A 17,519-nucleotide genomic window follows, 5' to 3' on the forward strand; every position below is an offset into this window, starting at 1 on the left:
AAACTTTATTTATGTTTACTAAGTAGCTATATATAAAGGGGTGTGAAAGATGTTACAACAATTAAACTCTGATTTTGAGACACAATTCCAAACGCAGCCAACAGTTAATGCATTTGCGCCAGGGCGAATTAATTTAATTGGCGAACATACTGATTATAATGGTGGTTATGTTTTTCCTGCTGCTATTGAATTAGGAACATATGGGATGGCGTCGTTACGCACAGATCAAACTATACAATTATATTCAAAGAATTTTCCAGAACAAGGTATTGTTAAAGTTAATTTGAATCAGTTAGATTTTGATGCATCACATGATTGGGCGAATTATCCCAAAGGAGTTATTAAATATTTAAAAGAACAATATCCAGAGATTAATCGTGGATTTAATTTGATTTTTGAAGGCACTATTCCTAATGGTGCGAGCTTATCATCATCTGCATCAATCGAATTAGTGACAGGTTGGATGATTAATGCATTATTTGAACTCGAACTAGATAAATTGGCACTTATTAAGATAGGCCAACAAGTTGAAAATAACTACATGGGTGTAAATTCCGGTATCATGGATCAATTTATTATTGGTTTAGGTAAAGAAGAGCATGCTATTTTGTTAGATACGCCAACTTTAGACTATACATACGTACCGGCAAGGTTTGGGAATTATGTAATTTCCATTATGAATACGAATAAACGTCGTTCTTTAACGGAATCTAAATATAACGAACGTCGGGCGCAATGTGAGGAAGCACTGTCTGATTTGCAGCAACAATTAAATATTACCCAACTATGTGATATTGATTTGAAGACCTTTGATCAATATAGTCATTTAATTAAGGATGATATTAATATTAAAAGGGCACGCCATGCTATAGCTGAAAATGAGCGAACGAAATTAGCACATGCAGCTTTAACAGAGAATGACTTACATCGTTTTGGACAATTGTTAAACGCATCACATCAATCATTGAAAAGTGATTATGAAGTTACTGGTATAGAATTAGATACTTTAGCCGAAACTGCACAGCAAGTAGATGGTGTACTTGGAGCACGAATGACAGGGGCTGGTTTTGCAGGGTGTGCAATTGCTTTAGTGCATAAAGATAGCATTAAGCAATTAGAGCAAGAAGTATCTACCATATATCAAGAAAAAATTGGCTATGCGCCAGCTTTTTATCATGTTCGAATTAGCGATGGTATGAAATTAATTACACATAACTCATAAGACGAATTAGGAGAAAGGATGTTTATATGTCTGTATTAGTATTAGGTGGCGCAGGTTATATTGGAAGCCATGCAGTCTATCAATTAATTGAACAAGGATATGATGTAGCTGTTGTAGATAATTTACAAACAGGACATCGTCAAGCCGTACATACGGCGGCGCGTTTTTATGAAGGAGATGTACGAGACAAAGAATTTCTCACTGAAGTTTTTACACATGAAGATGTAGAGGGAGTCTTTCATTTCTGTGCATACTCGTTAGTAGGGGAATCGGTAGAGAAACCTTTGGCGTATTTCAATAATAATGTACAAGGATTACAAAGTGTATTAGAAGTAATGTATACATTTAATGTTAAACATATTGTGTTTTCTTCGACTGCTGCTGTCTACGGTGAACCTGACACTATTCCAATTAATGAAACAGATACTACTAATCCAACGAGTCCTTATGGTGAAAGTAAATTAGTGATGGAGAAAATGATGCGTTGGTGTCATGAAGCATATGGCGTTAATTTTGCAGCTTTACGTTATTTCAATGTAGCGGGTGCACATCCGGATGGAGTCATTGGTGAAGATCATAGACCTGAAACACATTTAATTCCAATTGTGTTGGAAGTGGCATTAGGACAACGAGAGCAATTAACAGTCTTTGGTGATGATTATAATACAGCTGATGGTTCATGCATTAGAGATTACCTGCACGTAGTCGATTTAATTGATGCACATATTTTAGCTTTTGATTATTTAAAAAATGGAGGCGCCTCTGGTGCATTTAATTTAGGTAGTAGCAATGGTTATTCAGTATTTGAAATCTTAGAAGCGGCTAGAGCAGTAACAGGCCACTCCATAAATGCGAGTGTAGGCAAGAGACGTGCTGGGGATCCTAGTGTATTAATTGCTGCAAGTGACAAAGCAAAGAATCAACTAGGATGGCAACCGCGCTTTGATGATATTAATGAAATCATTCGTCATGCATGGGAATGGCATCAACATCATCCTCATGGCTATGATAAAGAGGAGGTTTAACATGTTATTAAGCCAACATTTAGTTAAACGATTCATTGATGAAGCGGTACAACATGGAGATTATGAATATGAAGATGCTTACTACATTCAAAATCAATTATTGACTTATTTAAATGCAGAAGGTGTTACAACGACTGAAGAAGAAAGTAATTATGGACAGCTCGATGCTAATGAAATTACACAACTATGGATAACACAAGCCATCGACAATGAATTGCTAGAAGATAGTTTATATCGTAAAGAAATAACTGAAGCTAATATTTTAGATTTAATCACTCCGAAACCTTCACAAATAAATAAAATTTTTTGGGAAAAATATCAAAATGACCACAGTGCAGCGACGGATTATTTTTATGACATATCGAAACGTAACCATTATGTAAAAGAAGATGCAATTGCGAAAAATATTAATTATACGGTGCCAACTGAATATGGCGAACTAGAAATAACAATCAATTTATCAAAGCCAGAAAAAGATGCAAAACAAATCGCACGCGAGAAAGCTCAAAAAACTACTAACTATCCAAAATGTGCGTTATGTATGGAAAATGAAGGTTTTGAAGGTAGTGTGACTCAAGCAGCACGTCGCAATCATCGAATAATTAGATTGCAACTTGGTCAACATCGCTGGGGATTTCAATATTCACCGTACGCATACTTTAAAGAGCATAGTATAGTCTTGTCAGAACGTCATGAACCAATGAATATCAATAGAGAAACTTTTGTTAATTTATTAGATTTTATTGATCAATTTCCACATTATTTTATAGGTTCTAATGCGGATATTCCTATCGTTGGAGGATCTATTTTATCGCATAATCATTATCAAGCAGGTCGTTACACTTTTCCGATGGATTTAGCTGCACAACAAGAAGCTTTTCAGTTAACACCTTACCCAGCTGTTACAAGTTATACATTGCAATGGCCAATGAGTGTTATTAGATTAAAATCAAAGGATAAAGCTGAATTAATTGAAGCGGCTACATATGTGATGGAACAATGGAATAGCTATTCAGACATTCAAGCGGATATTAAAGTAGTAAGTGAAGATGGCCAACGTCATCACACAGTTACACCAATCGCACGTTATCGTGCACAGCAATATGAAGTGGACATCGTGTTGCGAGATAACCAGACCTCTGAGCAATATCCTGAAGGTATTTATCACCCACACCGAGATGTACAACATATTAAACAAGAGAATATAGGTTTAATTGAAGTTATGGGTACTGCTATTTTACCTGGACGTCTAAAAAAAGAACTACAAGATGTAAAGCGTTATTTGCTAGGTGATTATGCTATAGATATAGGATCGCACAAAACATGGGCAGACCAAATGCTTAAGCAATATAATTTCACAAACTCTAACGTGGATAGCATTGTTGAACAAGAAGTTGGTAAAAAATTTACACGTGTATTAGAAGATGCAGGTGTATTTAAACAAACTGATGAAGGAAAACAAGCCTTTCATAGATTTACATCAAAACTATAATAAACAACTAGAGATTTATGTTCAACGACTATTAACTTCAACGAAAGAGTGGTGTAGGAATCAAATTAAAAATTTGAATCCTACACCACTCTCTTTAATTTGAATATTAATACGGTTATAATTAATTTGTGGAAGGGGTAATATACATGAAAAGACTAATTACATTTTTACTAATTGCCATAATTATTTTAGCAGGTTGTGGCCAATCAACAGAGAAAAAGTCGAACAAAAGTTCAACACAAAAAGACACGCTAAATATTTCAGCAGCAGCTAGTTTAACTGATGTTACAAAAGAATTAGAACAAGCCTTTAACAAACAACATGACAAGGTAGCTATCAATTTTAATTACGGTGGTTCTGGGTCCTTAAGACAACAAATTGAAAAGGGAGCACCTAGCGATGTTTTTATGTCAGCTAACATCAAAGATGTTAAAATATTAGCGGATAAAGACAAAGCGCATAATACATATAATTACGCTCAAAACGAACTGGTTTTAATTGGTAATAGTAAAACGGATAAACAAGATTTATCACAACTTCAAAACGATGAGAAGGTAGCTATTGGTGAGCCTAATTCTGTGCCAGCTGGAAAATATGCACAGCAATTTTTAAAAGACCAAAACTTATATGACAATGTGAAACCGCATCTAGTTTATGCTAAAGATGTACGTCAAGTTCTTAATTATGTAACTAAAGGTAACGCACAATTTGGTTATGTTTATCAAACCGATTTAGCACAGCATAAAAAGAATGGCCAAACTGATGTTAAAGAACTTGGAAAAGCAACTTTAAAAACACCAATTACGTATCAAGCTGCGACAGTGTCTAATAAAAAAGAAGCAAAAGCATGGATGAAATTTTTAAAAACCAAAGAAGCGAAAGAGATTTTAGAAAAGTATGACTTTAAAGTTTAACTATAGGAGGTAATTGAAGTGCCAGATATTACACCATTTTGGATTTCGCTAAATGTTGCTATCACTAGTACTATAATTGTTACTATACTTGGTATTATCATCGCAAAATGGTTATATCAGCAAAAAGGTTGGTTTTCTAGAATAATGGAAAGTTTGATTATTTTACCAATCGTTTTACCTCCTACTGTGTTGGGATTTATTTTATTAATTATTTTTTCACCAAACAATTATATCGGTGGTTTTATAACTAATGTATTACATATACCTGTTATTTTTACGCTGACAGGCGCAGTTATTGCATCTGTTATTGTCAGTTTTCCATTAATGTATCAACATACAGTACAAGGGTTTCGTAGCATAGATAAAAAAATGTTGAATACCGCTAGAACTATGGGTGCTAGCGAAGGGAGAATTTTCTTTCGCCTCATTTTACCGTTAGCGAAAAGACCTATAATTTCCGGTATTATGATGAGCTTTGCTCGTGCAATTGGTGAATTTGGAGCGACGTTAATGGTTGCCGGTTATATACCGAATAAAACCAATACGTTACCTTTAGAAATCTACTTTTTAGTAGAACAAGGCAAAGAAAATCAAGCGTGGTTATGGGTACTTGTGCTTATTGCATTTGCAGTCTCAGTTATTGGAGCATTGAATTTAATGAATAGGTCACGTTATTTGGAGGGGGATTAATGTTACATATTGCTTTATCACATCAGTTACAACTAAACAAAATTCAAATTCAAATTAATGATGACGAACCTAAAATTTATGCTATACAAGGGCCATCAGGTATTGGTAAAACTACTATTCTTAACATTATAGCAGGACTAACTCAACCAGATTCAGCATTTATTAAAATCGGCAATAAAACTTTGACGGATACTAAAGTTGAACAGCAAGTGAAAATTCAAAAACGTAATATTGGCTATTTGTTTCAAGATTATCAATTATTTCCACATATGACGGTATTGCAAAATCTCACTTTTATGACTCCAATGTCACAACATATTACGCAGTTAATGCAGAAGTTAAATATTTCTGATTTAGTAAAACAATACCCCGCAACTTTATCTGGTGGTGAGGCGCAAAGGGTGGCATTAGCTAGAGCCCTGAGCACTAAACCTGACTTGATTTTATTGGATGAGCCGTTTTCTAGCCTTGATGACTTAACTAAAGAAAATAGTATGTCTATGGTAAGAACAATATTTGAATTATGGCAAATACCTATGATTTTTGTTACCCATTCAAATTTTGAAGCACAACAATTAGCAGATGAGATTATAACAATAGAAGGGGAAAAAGAGTAGCATATAAGGGTGTTACTCTTAGACTGTCGACAAGTATTGACTTTGTCGGCAGTTTTTTTGCACGCTTTCCGTGGACACTGTCTCAGCTTGTAATCTTCGACGCGTGCTATTTCCACAGGAATCAGGTCAAAGCAATGCCAATATTATGTTGCATAAATTAATTGTCAATTGAGATAAATATGAAATAAATCTATGATTTGTTTGAAACTATTGTTACAGGTGACTACAAGTTCTATAATGAAGTTAACGATAAAAAAAGGGGAATTAAGGTGACTAATGGACGTTATTCTAGGCAAATATTATTTCATAACATAGGTCAGCAAGGTCAAACATTGATTGCTAAAGCACATATCTTAATTATAGGTATGGGTGCATTGGGTACACATGTAGCTGAAGGGCTAGTGCGCGCAGGTATAGGTGAAATAACTATTATCGATCGTGATTATATTGAGTATAGTAACTTGCAAAGACAAACATTATTTACTGAACAAGATGCGCTTGAAGCGCTACCTAAAGCAATAGCTGCCGAACAAGCATTAAAACAAATAAGCAGTGATGTCGATATTCACGCATATGTAGAACATGTGACACCTGCAACGTTAGAACAATATGGGCACAATATAACATTAATTATTGATGCTACAGATAATTTTGATACTAGACGTTTAATTAATGATTTTGCATATAAGCAGCGTATTCCGTGGATATATGGTGGCGTAGTTCAAAGTACTTATGTCGAAGCTGTTTTTAATCCCGGTAAGACACCGTGTTTTAATTGCTTGTTACCACAATTACCTGCCATTAATATGACGTGTGATACTGTAGGTGTGATTCAACCTGCAGTTACCATGACGACGAGTCTGCAAATTAAAGATGCACTCAAGTTAATCGTAGGTGCTGAAGTTGACACTAAATATACTTATGGGGACGTGTGGTCAGGAGAACATCATGCCTTTGGTTTTAGCAAAATGCATCGGAAAGATTGTGACACATGTGGCGACCACCCTCAATTTACCGAGTTAACACAAGCGAATAAACAATACGCAACGCTATGTGGAAGAGATACTGTACAGTTTGATAATCCAACTATTTCCCAGGAAATGTTGCATCAATTTTTAATAGCTAAAGCAATTCCATTTAAATCTAATAATTATATGATAATGTTTCAATATGAAGGACATCGTATTATAAGTTTTCAAAATGGTAGATTGCTCATTCATGGTATGACCAAGCCAGCACAAGCCGCCACTTTAGTGAATAAATTATTTGGTTAAAAGGGGGAATAATAGTGCATACGAATGTGAAGTTGAATAGGCCAATTAATTGTGCCGTATTAACAGTTTCAGATACGAGAGATAAAACTACAGATAAGGGTGGGCAATTAATACAAGAATTACTTACTGAGATGTCAGATGAAGTAGTGATTCAGCAGTACGAAATTGTCAAAGATGATTTAGTGTCGATTCAGCAAGTAATTGAAACATGGAAAAGTTTAGCAATAGATGTGATTATTACCACTGGAGGTACGGGAATAGCTCCAAGAGATGTAACGATTGAAGCCGTGAAACCGATGTTGACCAAAGAAATAGAAGGCTTTGGTGAACTATTTAGATATTTAAGTTATACCGAGGATGTTGGTACCCGTGCGTTGTTGTCAAGAGCGTTGGGTGGAACGATGAACCAACAATTAATCTTTTGCCTACCCGGTTCTACAGGTGCAATCCGATTAGCCATAACCAAATTAATCCGTGTCGAATTGACACATTTAGTACATGAGATGACTAAAAAAAATTAAACGCATATCATTTCGTATATGCGTTTAATCGTATTCAATGCTATTCCAAGTCGTTGGTATTACCATTACGTTGATAGTCTCCGGACTTACCTCCAGATTTTGCTTCCAAATACGTGTTACCAATGATCATACCTTTATCTAGTGCTTTCGTCATATCATAAATAGTTAATGCAACTACAGATGCAGCGGTTAAAGCTTCCATTTCTACGCCAGTTTTACCGGTAGTAGAAACTGTTACTTCAATATTAAGTGTATATTCCGAATCAGTTGTATGCCAACGGTAATTAACATCGATACCTGTTAAAGGTAATGGGTGACACATAGGAATTATTGTAGCAGTATTTTTAGCAGCCATAATGCCTGCAATTTGAGCTGTATTAAGTACATTACCTTTGTGATTCGTATGCTCGATAATTTGCTGGTAAATATTAGCGTTTACGGTAATACTTGAGTGTGCAGTTGCTGAACGTTTTGTAATATCTTTAGTGGAAACATCTACCATTTTAGCGTTACCTTGTTCGTTTATATGTGTAAAATCAGACATAATTTACCTCCTCAACATGACATATTATAACATGAATTATATTTTGAAAGGAGCAATACAATGACTGTAGAAAAGAGAACGCCCATACCAGTTAAAGATGCAATTGAGCGTGTTGTAAAAGAAAGCTTTGTTATGCCTACTACTACAGTAGCATTAGATGAAAGTTTAGGTTACATTTTAGCGCAAGATATTATTGCAACTTATGACATCCCAAGATTTAATAAATCGCCATATGATGGATTTGCTATTAGAAGTGTTGACTCACAAAATGCGAGTGGAGAACATAGAAAAACATTTAGGGTGATTGATCATATCGGAGCAGGGTCGGTATCAGACAAAACATTAGCACAAGGTGAAGCTATAAGAATTATGACTGGTGCAGCTATTCCAGAAGGTGCAGATGCAGTAGTGATGTTAGAACAAACAATAGAAGATGACGACTCATTTTCTATTAGAAAACCTTTTGAACATCATGAAAATGTGTCATTACAAGGTGAAGAAACACAAGAAAATGATGTCGTTTTACAGGTAGGACAACATATTAATGCAGGTGCTATCGCAGTATTAGCTACATATGGCTATACTGAAGTTCCAGTTTATCGAAAACCAAGCGTAGCAATTATTGCTACTGGCAGTGAACTGTTAGATGTTGCTGACCCATTGGAACCTGGAAAAATAAGAAACTCTAATGGTCCAATGATTAATGCACTCATTACTAAACACAAGCTCACGAGTAAAGTGTATAAAATACAACATGATGATTTAGAGAGTAGTATTGCAGTGGTTAAACAAGCTACAGAAGAACATGATATTGTAATTACAACAGGTGGTGTTTCAGTTGGCGACTTCGACTACTTGCCTGCTATTTACGAGGCATTACAAGCAAACGTGTTGTTTAACAAAGTAGCGATGCGTCCCGGTAGTGTGACTACAGTTGCAGTAACAAAGGACACTTATTTATTTGGTCTATCCGGTAACCCATCAGCCTGCTTTACTGGTTTTGAATTATTTGTCAAACCAGCTGTATATGCCATGATGGGGGCAAATGCAATCTATCCTCAAATTGTACAAGCTACATTAATGGAAGCCTTTGCAAAGCCTAATCCTTTTAGTCGCTTTATCCGTGCCACAACAACGTTTAACGGCAAAGAAATGACCGTAGTACCTTCAGGCTTCAATAAATCAGGTGCCGTCATTGCTATTGCACATAGTAATGCGATGATTATGTTACCAGGCGGAACACGAGGGTATCAAAAAGGTTATACGGTTGATGTCATATTAACTGATTCTACAGCATTTGAAACGGAATTATTGTTATGATTTTGCAAATTGTAGGATATAAAAATTCAGGTAAGACGACATTAATGGAACATACAGTTGCATTGTTGAAAGCACACAATTTGCGTGTTGTGACAATAAAAAATCACGGTCACATAGACGATGAAATCACTTTACAACATAGTAACGTGGATCATATGAAACATTTTAATGCCGGAGCTGATCAAGCTATTGTGCAAGGTAATTATGTTCAACAATCCGTTACACGCCAACCAAAGCAGAACCTTTCAACACTGATTGACTCATCTGTTACAATAGACTGTGATATTACATTGGTAGAAGGTTTTAAACATGAAGATTTTGATAAGGTTGTTATTTATCGAGATCAAGAAGCATTGACTGAACTATTAACGTTGACCAATGTTCAATATAGTTTAACATTGAATGATCAGGAAGCTTTAAACGATTATAATTTATGGTTACGGTCATTTATTACAGCTAAAGGGTTGATAACATGAAGCAGTTTGAAGTAATTGAGCAACCAATCGAACCAGAACAATATAGAGAATTTGTAGTCGATGCGCATAAAGGTGCTGTCGTAGTATTTACAGGACATGTCCGAGAGTGGACTAAAGGTGTGAAGACTCAATATCTAGAATACGAAGCATATATACCAATGGCAGAAAAAAAGTTAGCTCAAATAGGTGATGAAATTTCAAAAGAGTGGCCTGGTACGACTATAGCAATTGTACATAGAATTGGGCCATTGAATATTTCAGATATTGCAGTATTAATTAGTGTGGCTGCACCACATCGAAAAGCTGCATATCAAGCGAATGAGTACGCAATTGAGCGTATTAAAGAGATTGTACCTATTTGGAAAAAAGAAATTTGGGAAGACGGTGCACAATGGCAAGGTCATCAACGTGGTTATTATGATGATGCAGTTGAAAGGAGATAACTATGCAAATTCTGTATTTTGCCGAATTAAAAGAAATTTTGAAGAAAAATACTGAAATTATAGAAATAAATGATAGTATATCAGTTAAACAATTAAAAGAGACAATCAATGCTAAATATCCTGAAGTGTCAGAAAAAACGTATCAAATAGCTGTTAATGAAGAGTTCGTCCAAGACAATGATACGGTGAAAAATATGGATATTGTAGCATTGATTCCACCAGTTAGCGGAGGTTAATAGAGAAATGAAAGCAATTATCCTTGCCGGAGGCCAATCAGAACGTTTCGGCGATCAAAAAGCATTTGCACAAATACAAGGGCAATATTTTTATCAACGCATTATTGAAGTACTCAATGCTACTAATATGTTTAATCAAATTATTATTAGCACCAATGAACAATTAGAGAAAAAATTTGAACATTTAGATGTACTTGTCGACAATCCACTACATCGTGATAAAGGCCCTTTGGCAGGAATCTATACAGTTATGGAGCATTATAAAGAAGAAGAACTGTTTTTTGTAATTTCCGTAGACACACCTATGATAACGCAAAAAGCTATTAGTAACCTTTATCAATTTATGGTGGAACATTTAATTGAAGATCAATTAGATATAGCAGGTTTTATAGCAGATGAGCGACCGATACCAACAATTGCATTCTATAGTCCTAATACATTTAAAGTTATCGAGCGTGCTTTAAATTCCGGTGATTATAGTTTGAAAAATGTGTACACACGAGTGGCACATGATTGGTTAGATGTGAAAAAGATAAATGCACCTGACTATTGGTATAAAAATATTAACTACCAACAAGATTTAGCCTCTTTAGAGCAAACATTAAAGCAGTAAGGGGGGCTTTAAGATGAGCGAACAAATAACGGATAAATTAGGAAGACCAATTCGTGATTTGAGATTATCAGTAACTGATAGATGTAATTTTCGCTGTGACTACTGTATGCCAAAGGAAATATTTGGTGATGATTTTGTATTCTTACCGAAAGATGAATTGCTAACTTTTGATGAAATGACGCGAATAGCTAAGCTTTACACTGACTTAGGTGTGAAAAAGATACGTATAACTGGTGGCGAACCCTTATTACGCCGTGATTTATATAAATTGATTGAGCAGTTATCGCAAATTGAAGCGATAGAAGATATAGGCTTAACAACAAATGGATTGCTGTTAAAAAAACATGGTCAAAATTTATATAATGCGGGCTTACGTCGTATCAATGTCAGTTTAGATGCAATAGATGATGAGGTGTTCCAAGCGATTAACAATCGTAATATTAAAGCTTCAACCATCTTATCGCAAATTAACTATGCCATTGCAATTGGTTTTAAAGTTAAAGTTAATGTAGTTATTCAAAAGGGAGTCAATGATGATCAAATATTACCAATGATACAATATTTTAAAGACAAAAAAATCGAAATTCGGTTTATTGAGTTTATGGATGTTGGTAATGATAATGGTTGGGACTTTAGTAAGGTGGTTACAAAAGATGAGATGCTTAGCACAATCGAAGAAGCTTATGATATTACACCTGTTACACCGAAATACTACGGAGAAGTAGCTAAATATTATCGTCATAATGATAACGGTGCACAGATTGGATTGATCACAAGTGTATCACAATCTTTTTGTTCGACATGTACGCGTGCACGCTTGTCATCTGATGGCAAGTTTTATGGCTGTTTATTTAGTGCTGTTGATGGCTTTGATTTGAAAAACTTTATGCGAAATGGTGCCACAGATAGTGAGTTGAAAGCTAAGTTTAAAGCATTATGGGGTGTAAGAGACGATCGTTATTCTGATGAACGTACAGAACAAACTGTAGCTAACCGTAAACGCCAAAAAATTAATATGAACTATATAGGTGGTTAATATTACTTAACTTAAATTTGTAATAACTATCTATTATAATAATTAGCTATTCCCTTTAAAGTTTCGACTTTAAAGGGAATTTTTTATGCAAACAGATGAAATGCGTTTATTTTTTTCGCGGCAATTAAAGCTAAAGTTATTTTTATTAACGTACTACATTATTATCTTAGGTAATGTTCAAATAGTTGAATTTAAAAAATTACTATAATAAAAATTGTAACTTTATCAATGCTTAAGAAGTGAAATACATAATATTAATTTAAATAACATTGCAAAACACCTAGTTAAAACTAAAAACTAAAAATTATAGATTTAAAGATGGAACTGTTATATAATATTTTAAAAGCATATTACTATAAATAAAGCCATTTTAAATTTAAAAACAACTAGAAAATTACTGGAGGCTGGTCTTAATATGGAAAATAAAGTTCAACAATTTATCGCATCTGAAAAGGCTTTAAGTCAATTAAAGCACTGGCTTAAAACGACGCAAGGTTTATCAATGGAAGAATTCGTAGTATTATACAAAGTGTTTGAAGCAGAAAAAATTAGCGGCAAGGTATTGCGTGATACATTGCATTTTGAGATGTTATGGGATACAAGTAAAATTGATGTCATTATTCGTAAGATTTATAAAAAAGAACTTATTTCTAAAGTACGTTCAGAGTCAGATGAACGCCAAGTCTTTTATTATTTTGATGATAAACAATTAACATTGTTACAAGATATAACGTCAGCGATTGAAACGACACAATTAGTGAAATAACAATTTTATCTTGTTTAGTTAGAGTGTAATACCTACATAAAAAACAGATTATAAAAGCAGGTCAATGCGCATAGGCATTGACCTGCTTTTATTTTTATATTAGAGCTGACTGCGTTTGACTTTCCGTCCGTGAACAAAGAAATAGAGGAAGGTCGTAAATATGATCATAATAGCCATTATGCCATACAATTGACCATATGAAAGTGTAGATGTAATAAATCCTAATACATATGGTCCAAAACCAAGACCTAAATCTAAACCTATAAAATAAGTAGATGTGGCGATACCATATTTTGCAGGTGGTGATACTTTGATGGCAATTGCCTGCATACTCGATGATATATTACCGTAACCTGCTCCAAGTAATAACCCGGCAACTATAAGCATCCAACCAGTATCAGTTATACTTAAGACAAAGTAAGTTAGTATTAAGAATATAAATGCGGGATATACCACCACATTTTCATTTTTATCATCCATTAAGCGACCAGCTACTGGTCGTGTAATTAATGACGCAATAGCATAGAATATAAAGAAATAGCTTGATAACGTTACTAAATTAATCTCTTCAGCAAAAAATTGTAAGAACGTTAAAATTGAAGAGTAACTCAAGCCTGCAATCATCATAATAATAGCAACCGGTATAGCTTCTTTTGCTATATAATTATTAATGTCAAAGGCTTTTTTGGGAGTTGTTGATGGTGTTTTCGCAGGTTGTGTAATGTCAAATTGAATATTAATGAAGAAAGATATTAACAAACTAACGATGCCACACAATAAGCAAATAGTGAATAAGAAGCTAATAGGGAAAGCACCAATTAATAATAAACCAAAAAATGGCCCAATTGCGGCACCGATTACTAAACTTAATGAAAATAAACTGATACCTTCACTTTTACGTTCAGCTGGTGTTACATAAGCTGCAATAGTTCCTGTTGCTGTAGTTGTTACTCCGGTAGCAATACCATTAAGAATTCTAGTAATCATTAGAATAGTAATAGAACCTTCAATAAAATAAAATAATTGCGTTATAATTAACAAGATTAAACCAATTAATAAAATGCGTTTTGGTCCTATTTTATTAACATACTTCCCTGTAGCAAATCGACCAATTAATGAACCAATAATAAAAAGGCCAGAAACAAGTCCAGCCACGCTATCAGAAACATTGTAAGTTGATTTAGTATAACTAGCAATTATAACTATTAATAGATACATACATAAATAGACTAAAAAATTAGTTAGAAAATTAATATTAAAACTTTTCGTCCATATGGGCGATTTTAGTGTTGATTGAGCCACACATTATTCCTCCTCAAGTGTTGATAATTGTGAATGAATTGCTGTGACAGTTTTGATAGTTGTTGCTAAATCATCTGCTGTTAATCCTGTGTCTGCAACGATTTGTTCTTGCACAGATTCAATCTGGTTATTGATTTCGTCATATAGGGATTGACCTTGAAGTGATAAAGTCAAAATACGTTCTCTTTTGTCTTTACCTTGTGTTACAGATAACAAATTTTTTTCTGATAGTACTTTTAGTATTTTACGCGTTGTTGGTTTTTCAATTGCACGTCTCTTTGAAATTTGAACGAGTGTCGTCGGTGCATTGAGGCCAATATCTTTTAACACTAACCATTGGGCTGGATATAAATCATATCGCTCAAATATTGGTTGGAATAGTTTGACATAAGGTCTATATACAGCGGTTAAACTATTGAATAAATTTTTGGTATCCATAACAAACTCCTTCAAGAAATAGTTAGCTTTGCTAACCTTATTTTGTGACAAACCCCATTGTAAGGTAAATAGCAATATAAATCAATAGCTGTGTAATATATTTTGAGAATAGATAACTATAGTAAGTTATTACTTTTGTTTTTAACGGTAAAGTCAGCGTTGATTTGTTATGATTAAGGTGAATAAAGCAATAGGGGGAATTAAGTTGAATCTAAAATTAGATCACATGATTCATTATATAAATCAGCTTCAAACATTTAAATATCCGGGAGAATTACTGCGTATTTATGATGGGGGAAAACATGAAAAATTGGGAACTTTTAATCGCTTAGTGTACTTGGATAATGCGTATATTGAGTTATTGGATGTTTATAATGCTGAAATATTACGGAAAATTACTAAGTCAGAAGAAGGTAGAGTATCGTTTCCATCTAAAATAATTCAAGATAACTTTGCTCAAGGTTTAAAAACAGTGGCGTTTCAAACAGATGATTTAGATTTAGTAAAACAGCAATTAATTGCCAAAGATGTAGATGTTGTCGGACCTGTCAATATGCATCGTGTAGATGAAAAGGGGAATAAAATACATTGGCGCTTGTTGTACATAGCCGATCCAGATTATCGAGTAAAACCGCCATTTTTCATACAATGGGAGGAACCACTTGCTGTTAGAAATAAAAAGTTGGCCCCATTTCAGCAACAAGAATTCACTGTAAAGCAAATACGTATCGATAGTACTGAACGCGCAGTGACTGTTCAAAAATGGCAAACTTGGTTCGATATGGAAATTATTGATGATACAGAAACCTACACATCATTAAAATTACCCAATGACACTATAGTGTATGAAATATATGATGGTGAGGTTTCTAAGTACCATACTGTAATTTTAAAGGATGAAAAGGCTACTTCATCATACTCGCTTATTATTAGAGGGATCAGATATCGATTTGATGCAGATTAATAAATATATTCATATGCAGTATGTGCGATATAGATAATGTGTATTAGAGAAAAAATTAATGTTATAATTGATAAGTAGGTTGCAACCTTATTGCTTCTTAATAACAAAAAGAATGTTGACAATACTAACGTCAACGCAACAAGTAAAATACGTAAACTTAAATTATCAATTGATAACGTTTGTGATGCGGATTGTATAAATACAAACAAATTGGCAACTAATAATAACAGAATAATTATAATACGCATAACAAATACCTCATTTTAAGTGTTTCTTTAATTATAACAAAATTGAAGCTACAACGTGAAAGAAAGCGGCAAGCATTGTATAATTAAATCATCGTATAGACAAAGGAGAAAAAGAATAATATGGAAAAGATGAATATCACAAATCAAGACCATGATGCTTTTGTTAAAAATCATCCTAATGGTGATTTGCTCCAATTAACAAAATGGGCTGAAACGAAACAACTAACAGGTTGGTATTCTAAACGTATCGCTGTTGGAGAAAATGGCGAAGTTAAAGGAGTTGGCCAGCTGTTATTTAAAAAAGTACCGAAACTACCTTTCACACTATGTTATGTTTCTCGTGGTTTTGTCACAGATTATAATGATAAATTAGCACTTGAAGCGTTGTTAGAATATGCTATTCAAGTTGCCAAACAAGAAAAGGCCTATGCGATTAAAATTGATCCAGATGTTGAAGTGGAGAATGGCACAACAGCATTAAAACATTTAAAAGAACTAGGCTTTAAACATAAAGGCTTTAAAGAAGGCTTATCTAAAGATTATATTCAACCACGTATGACGATGATTACCCCAATAGATAAAGACGATGAAAGTTTAATTCAAAGCTTTGAACGTCGTAATCGTTCTAAGGTGAGATTAGCATTGAAACGAGGCACTACCGTAGAACGTGCAGGGCGTGATGGTTTAGAAACGTTTGCAAACTTAATGAAAATTACAGGTGAACGTGATGGTTTCTTAACACGAGATATTTCATATTTTCAAAATATATATGATGCATTACATGAAGATGGTGATGCAGAGCTCTTTTTAGTTAAATTAGAACCAAAACCTGTATTAACAGATTTGAGAGCAGAAATGATACAACTAGAACAAGAGCGAGCGAAGTTACTTGAGAAAAAACAAGATAAAAAAACATTAAATAAAATAAATGATGTAGATAATAAGGTAGAAAAAACACAAGCGTTGATACAAGATATGGAGACTTTAGAGCAAAAGCATCCTGATGGTATGTATTTATCAGGCGCGTTACTCATGTTTGCAGGCGACAAATCTTATTATCTATATGGTGCGTCGTCAAATGAATATCGTGACTTTTTACCGAATCATCATATGCAATTTGCTATGATGCAATACGCAAGACAACAAGGCGCAAAAACTTATGATTTTGGTGGTACTGACAATGACCCTGACAAAGATTCAAGTCATTATGGCTTGTGGACTTTCAAAAAAGTGTGGGGCACATATTTAAGTGAAAAAATTGGTGAATTTGACTACGTACTCAATAAACCACTGTATCAAGTGATTGAAAATGTAAAACCTAAATTAACAAAAGCCAAAATAACAGTTTCTAAAAAAATAAAAAGAAAATAGTCAAACT

The 17,519-nt window shown here is 34.1% G+C and carries 21 protein-coding genes; 17 read left to right on the forward strand and 4 right to left on the reverse strand.

Translation table 11 applies throughout. From position 1 onward, the window contains the following. The first annotated feature begins 49 nt into the window (after positions 1 to 49). The 8 genes from JVU85_RS08605 to JVU85_RS08640 all read left to right on the forward strand — a co-directional run bounded on the left by JVU85_RS08605 (position 50) and on the right by JVU85_RS08640 (position 7,755). Entirely contained in the window at positions 50 to 1,222 is a 1,173-nt protein-coding gene (locus JVU85_RS08605; protein WP_107376994.1) for a galactokinase, read from the forward strand. Between the two features lie 26 nt (positions 1,223 to 1,248). Then, positions 1,249 to 2,247: a UDP-glucose 4-epimerase GalE gene (gene galE, locus JVU85_RS08610; RefSeq protein ID WP_002509305.1), complete on the forward strand. Its 999-nt coding sequence runs from the start codon at positions 1,249 to 1,251 to the stop codon at positions 2,245 to 2,247. A gap of 1 nt (position 2,248) precedes the next feature. Continuing rightward, positions 2,249 to 3,739 carry a UDP-glucose--hexose-1-phosphate uridylyltransferase gene (gene galT / locus JVU85_RS08615; RefSeq protein WP_204171495.1) on the forward strand — a complete coding sequence of 497 codons (1,491 nt, stop codon included), beginning with the start codon at positions 2,249 to 2,251 and terminating at the stop codon, positions 3,737 to 3,739. Positions 3,740 to 3,879: 140 nt separating this feature from the next. After that, complete coding sequence (modA, locus tag JVU85_RS08620; RefSeq protein WP_037558450.1) at positions 3,880 to 4,653, forward strand: molybdate ABC transporter substrate-binding protein; 774 nt, start codon at positions 3,880 to 3,882, stop codon at positions 4,651 to 4,653. 18 nt (positions 4,654 to 4,671) lie between these two features. Beyond that, positions 4,672 to 5,343 (forward strand): molybdate ABC transporter permease subunit, encoded by a 672-nt coding sequence (modB, locus tag JVU85_RS08625; protein ID WP_204171494.1) that lies wholly within the window; start codon positions 4,672 to 4,674, stop codon positions 5,341 to 5,343. Beyond that, positions 5,343 to 5,960, forward strand: coding sequence for an ATP-binding cassette domain-containing protein (locus JVU85_RS08630; protein WP_021458960.1), 618 nt, complete (start codon positions 5,343 to 5,345; stop codon positions 5,958 to 5,960). Before modB ends, JVU85_RS08630 begins: the two co-directional genes overlap by 1 nt. Before the next feature lie 269 nt (positions 5,961 to 6,229). After that, on the forward strand, positions 6,230 to 7,234 hold the full coding sequence (locus JVU85_RS08635) for a ThiF family adenylyltransferase (RefSeq protein ID WP_002509301.1): 1,005 nt from the start codon (positions 6,230 to 6,232) through the stop codon (positions 7,232 to 7,234). A 14-nt stretch (positions 7,235 to 7,248) separates the two neighbouring features. Then, complete coding sequence (locus tag JVU85_RS08640; protein WP_021458961.1) at positions 7,249 to 7,755, forward strand: MogA/MoaB family molybdenum cofactor biosynthesis protein; 507 nt, start codon at positions 7,249 to 7,251, stop codon at positions 7,753 to 7,755. A gap of 40 nt (positions 7,756 to 7,795) precedes the next feature. Here JVU85_RS08640 and moaC read toward each other — a convergent pair whose 3' ends face one another. Continuing rightward, positions 7,796 to 8,299, reverse strand: a complete 504-nt coding sequence (moaC, locus tag JVU85_RS08645; protein WP_002509299.1) for a cyclic pyranopterin monophosphate synthase MoaC — start codon at positions 8,297 to 8,299, stop codon at positions 7,796 to 7,798. 60 nt (positions 8,300 to 8,359) lie between these two features. Here moaC and JVU85_RS08650 point away from each other — a divergent pair, with 60 nt between their 5' ends. The 7 genes from JVU85_RS08650 to JVU85_RS08680 all read left to right on the forward strand — a co-directional run bounded on the left by JVU85_RS08650 (position 8,360) and on the right by JVU85_RS08680 (position 13,189). Beyond that, positions 8,360 to 9,619, forward strand: coding sequence for a molybdopterin molybdotransferase MoeA (locus JVU85_RS08650; protein ID WP_204171493.1), 1,260 nt, complete (start codon positions 8,360 to 8,362; stop codon positions 9,617 to 9,619). Further along, positions 9,616 to 10,095: a molybdopterin-guanine dinucleotide biosynthesis protein B gene (gene mobB, locus JVU85_RS08655; RefSeq protein ID WP_002509297.1), complete on the forward strand. Its 480-nt coding sequence runs from the start codon at positions 9,616 to 9,618 to the stop codon at positions 10,093 to 10,095. Before JVU85_RS08650 ends, mobB begins: the two co-directional genes overlap by 4 nt. Beyond that, a complete protein-coding gene (locus JVU85_RS08660) occupies positions 10,092 to 10,538 on the forward strand; it encodes a molybdenum cofactor biosynthesis protein MoaE (protein WP_002509296.1) in 447 nt (148 codons plus the stop codon). The genes mobB and JVU85_RS08660 overlap by 4 nt, the downstream gene beginning before the upstream one ends. Before the next feature lie 2 nt (positions 10,539 to 10,540). Next, positions 10,541 to 10,774 (forward strand): molybdopterin converting factor subunit 1, encoded by a 234-nt coding sequence (gene moaD, locus JVU85_RS08665; RefSeq protein ID WP_002509295.1) that lies wholly within the window; start codon positions 10,541 to 10,543, stop codon positions 10,772 to 10,774. Positions 10,775 to 10,781: 7 nt separating this feature from the next. Beyond that, positions 10,782 to 11,387: a molybdenum cofactor guanylyltransferase MobA gene (mobA, locus tag JVU85_RS08670; RefSeq protein WP_002509294.1), complete on the forward strand. Its 606-nt coding sequence runs from the start codon at positions 10,782 to 10,784 to the stop codon at positions 11,385 to 11,387. A gap of 13 nt (positions 11,388 to 11,400) precedes the next feature. Continuing rightward, entirely contained in the window at positions 11,401 to 12,423 is a 1,023-nt protein-coding gene (gene moaA / locus JVU85_RS08675; protein ID WP_204171492.1) for a GTP 3',8-cyclase MoaA, read from the forward strand. A 415-nt stretch (positions 12,424 to 12,838) separates the two neighbouring features. Next, positions 12,839 to 13,189 (forward strand): SarA family transcriptional regulator, encoded by a 351-nt coding sequence (locus JVU85_RS08680; protein WP_002509292.1) that lies wholly within the window; start codon positions 12,839 to 12,841, stop codon positions 13,187 to 13,189. 99 nt (positions 13,190 to 13,288) lie between these two features. Here JVU85_RS08680 and JVU85_RS08685 read toward each other — a convergent pair whose 3' ends face one another. Together JVU85_RS08685 and JVU85_RS08690 are read right to left on the reverse strand one after the other, a co-directional pair. Next, positions 13,289 to 14,491: an MFS transporter gene (locus tag JVU85_RS08685; protein ID WP_002509291.1), complete on the reverse strand. Its 1,203-nt coding sequence runs from the start codon at positions 14,489 to 14,491 to the stop codon at positions 13,289 to 13,291. Between the two features lie 3 nt (positions 14,492 to 14,494). Beyond that, entirely contained in the window at positions 14,495 to 14,929 is a 435-nt protein-coding gene (locus tag JVU85_RS08690) for a MarR family winged helix-turn-helix transcriptional regulator (protein ID WP_021458965.1), read from the reverse strand. 205 nt (positions 14,930 to 15,134) lie between these two features. Here JVU85_RS08690 and JVU85_RS08695 point away from each other — a divergent pair, with 205 nt between their 5' ends. Next, the gene (locus tag JVU85_RS08695; RefSeq protein ID WP_181566902.1) at positions 15,135 to 15,893 is read left to right on the forward strand and encodes a VOC family protein; all 759 of its coding nucleotides are present in this window, start codon (positions 15,135 to 15,137) and stop codon (positions 15,891 to 15,893) included. Here JVU85_RS08695 and JVU85_RS08700 read toward each other — a convergent pair. Continuing rightward, on the reverse strand, positions 15,890 to 16,141 hold the full coding sequence (locus JVU85_RS08700) for a hypothetical protein (protein ID WP_002509288.1): 252 nt from the start codon (positions 16,139 to 16,141) through the stop codon (positions 15,890 to 15,892). The two genes, JVU85_RS08695 and JVU85_RS08700, sit on opposite strands and share 4 nt — an antisense overlap. Before the next feature lie 120 nt (positions 16,142 to 16,261). On the opposite strand from JVU85_RS08700, the gene JVU85_RS08705 reads away from it, so the two are divergent. Continuing rightward, positions 16,262 to 17,512 carry a lipid II:glycine glycyltransferase FemX gene (locus JVU85_RS08705; RefSeq protein ID WP_002509287.1) on the forward strand — a complete coding sequence of 417 codons (1,251 nt, stop codon included), beginning with the start codon at positions 16,262 to 16,264 and terminating at the stop codon, positions 17,510 to 17,512. The last annotated feature ends 7 nt before the right edge of the window (positions 17,513 to 17,519 follow it).

The organism is Staphylococcus sp. GDY8P72P (assembly GCF_016890655.1).
GTDB classification, from domain to species: Bacteria; Bacillota; Bacilli; order Staphylococcales; family Staphylococcaceae; genus Staphylococcus; species Staphylococcus arlettae.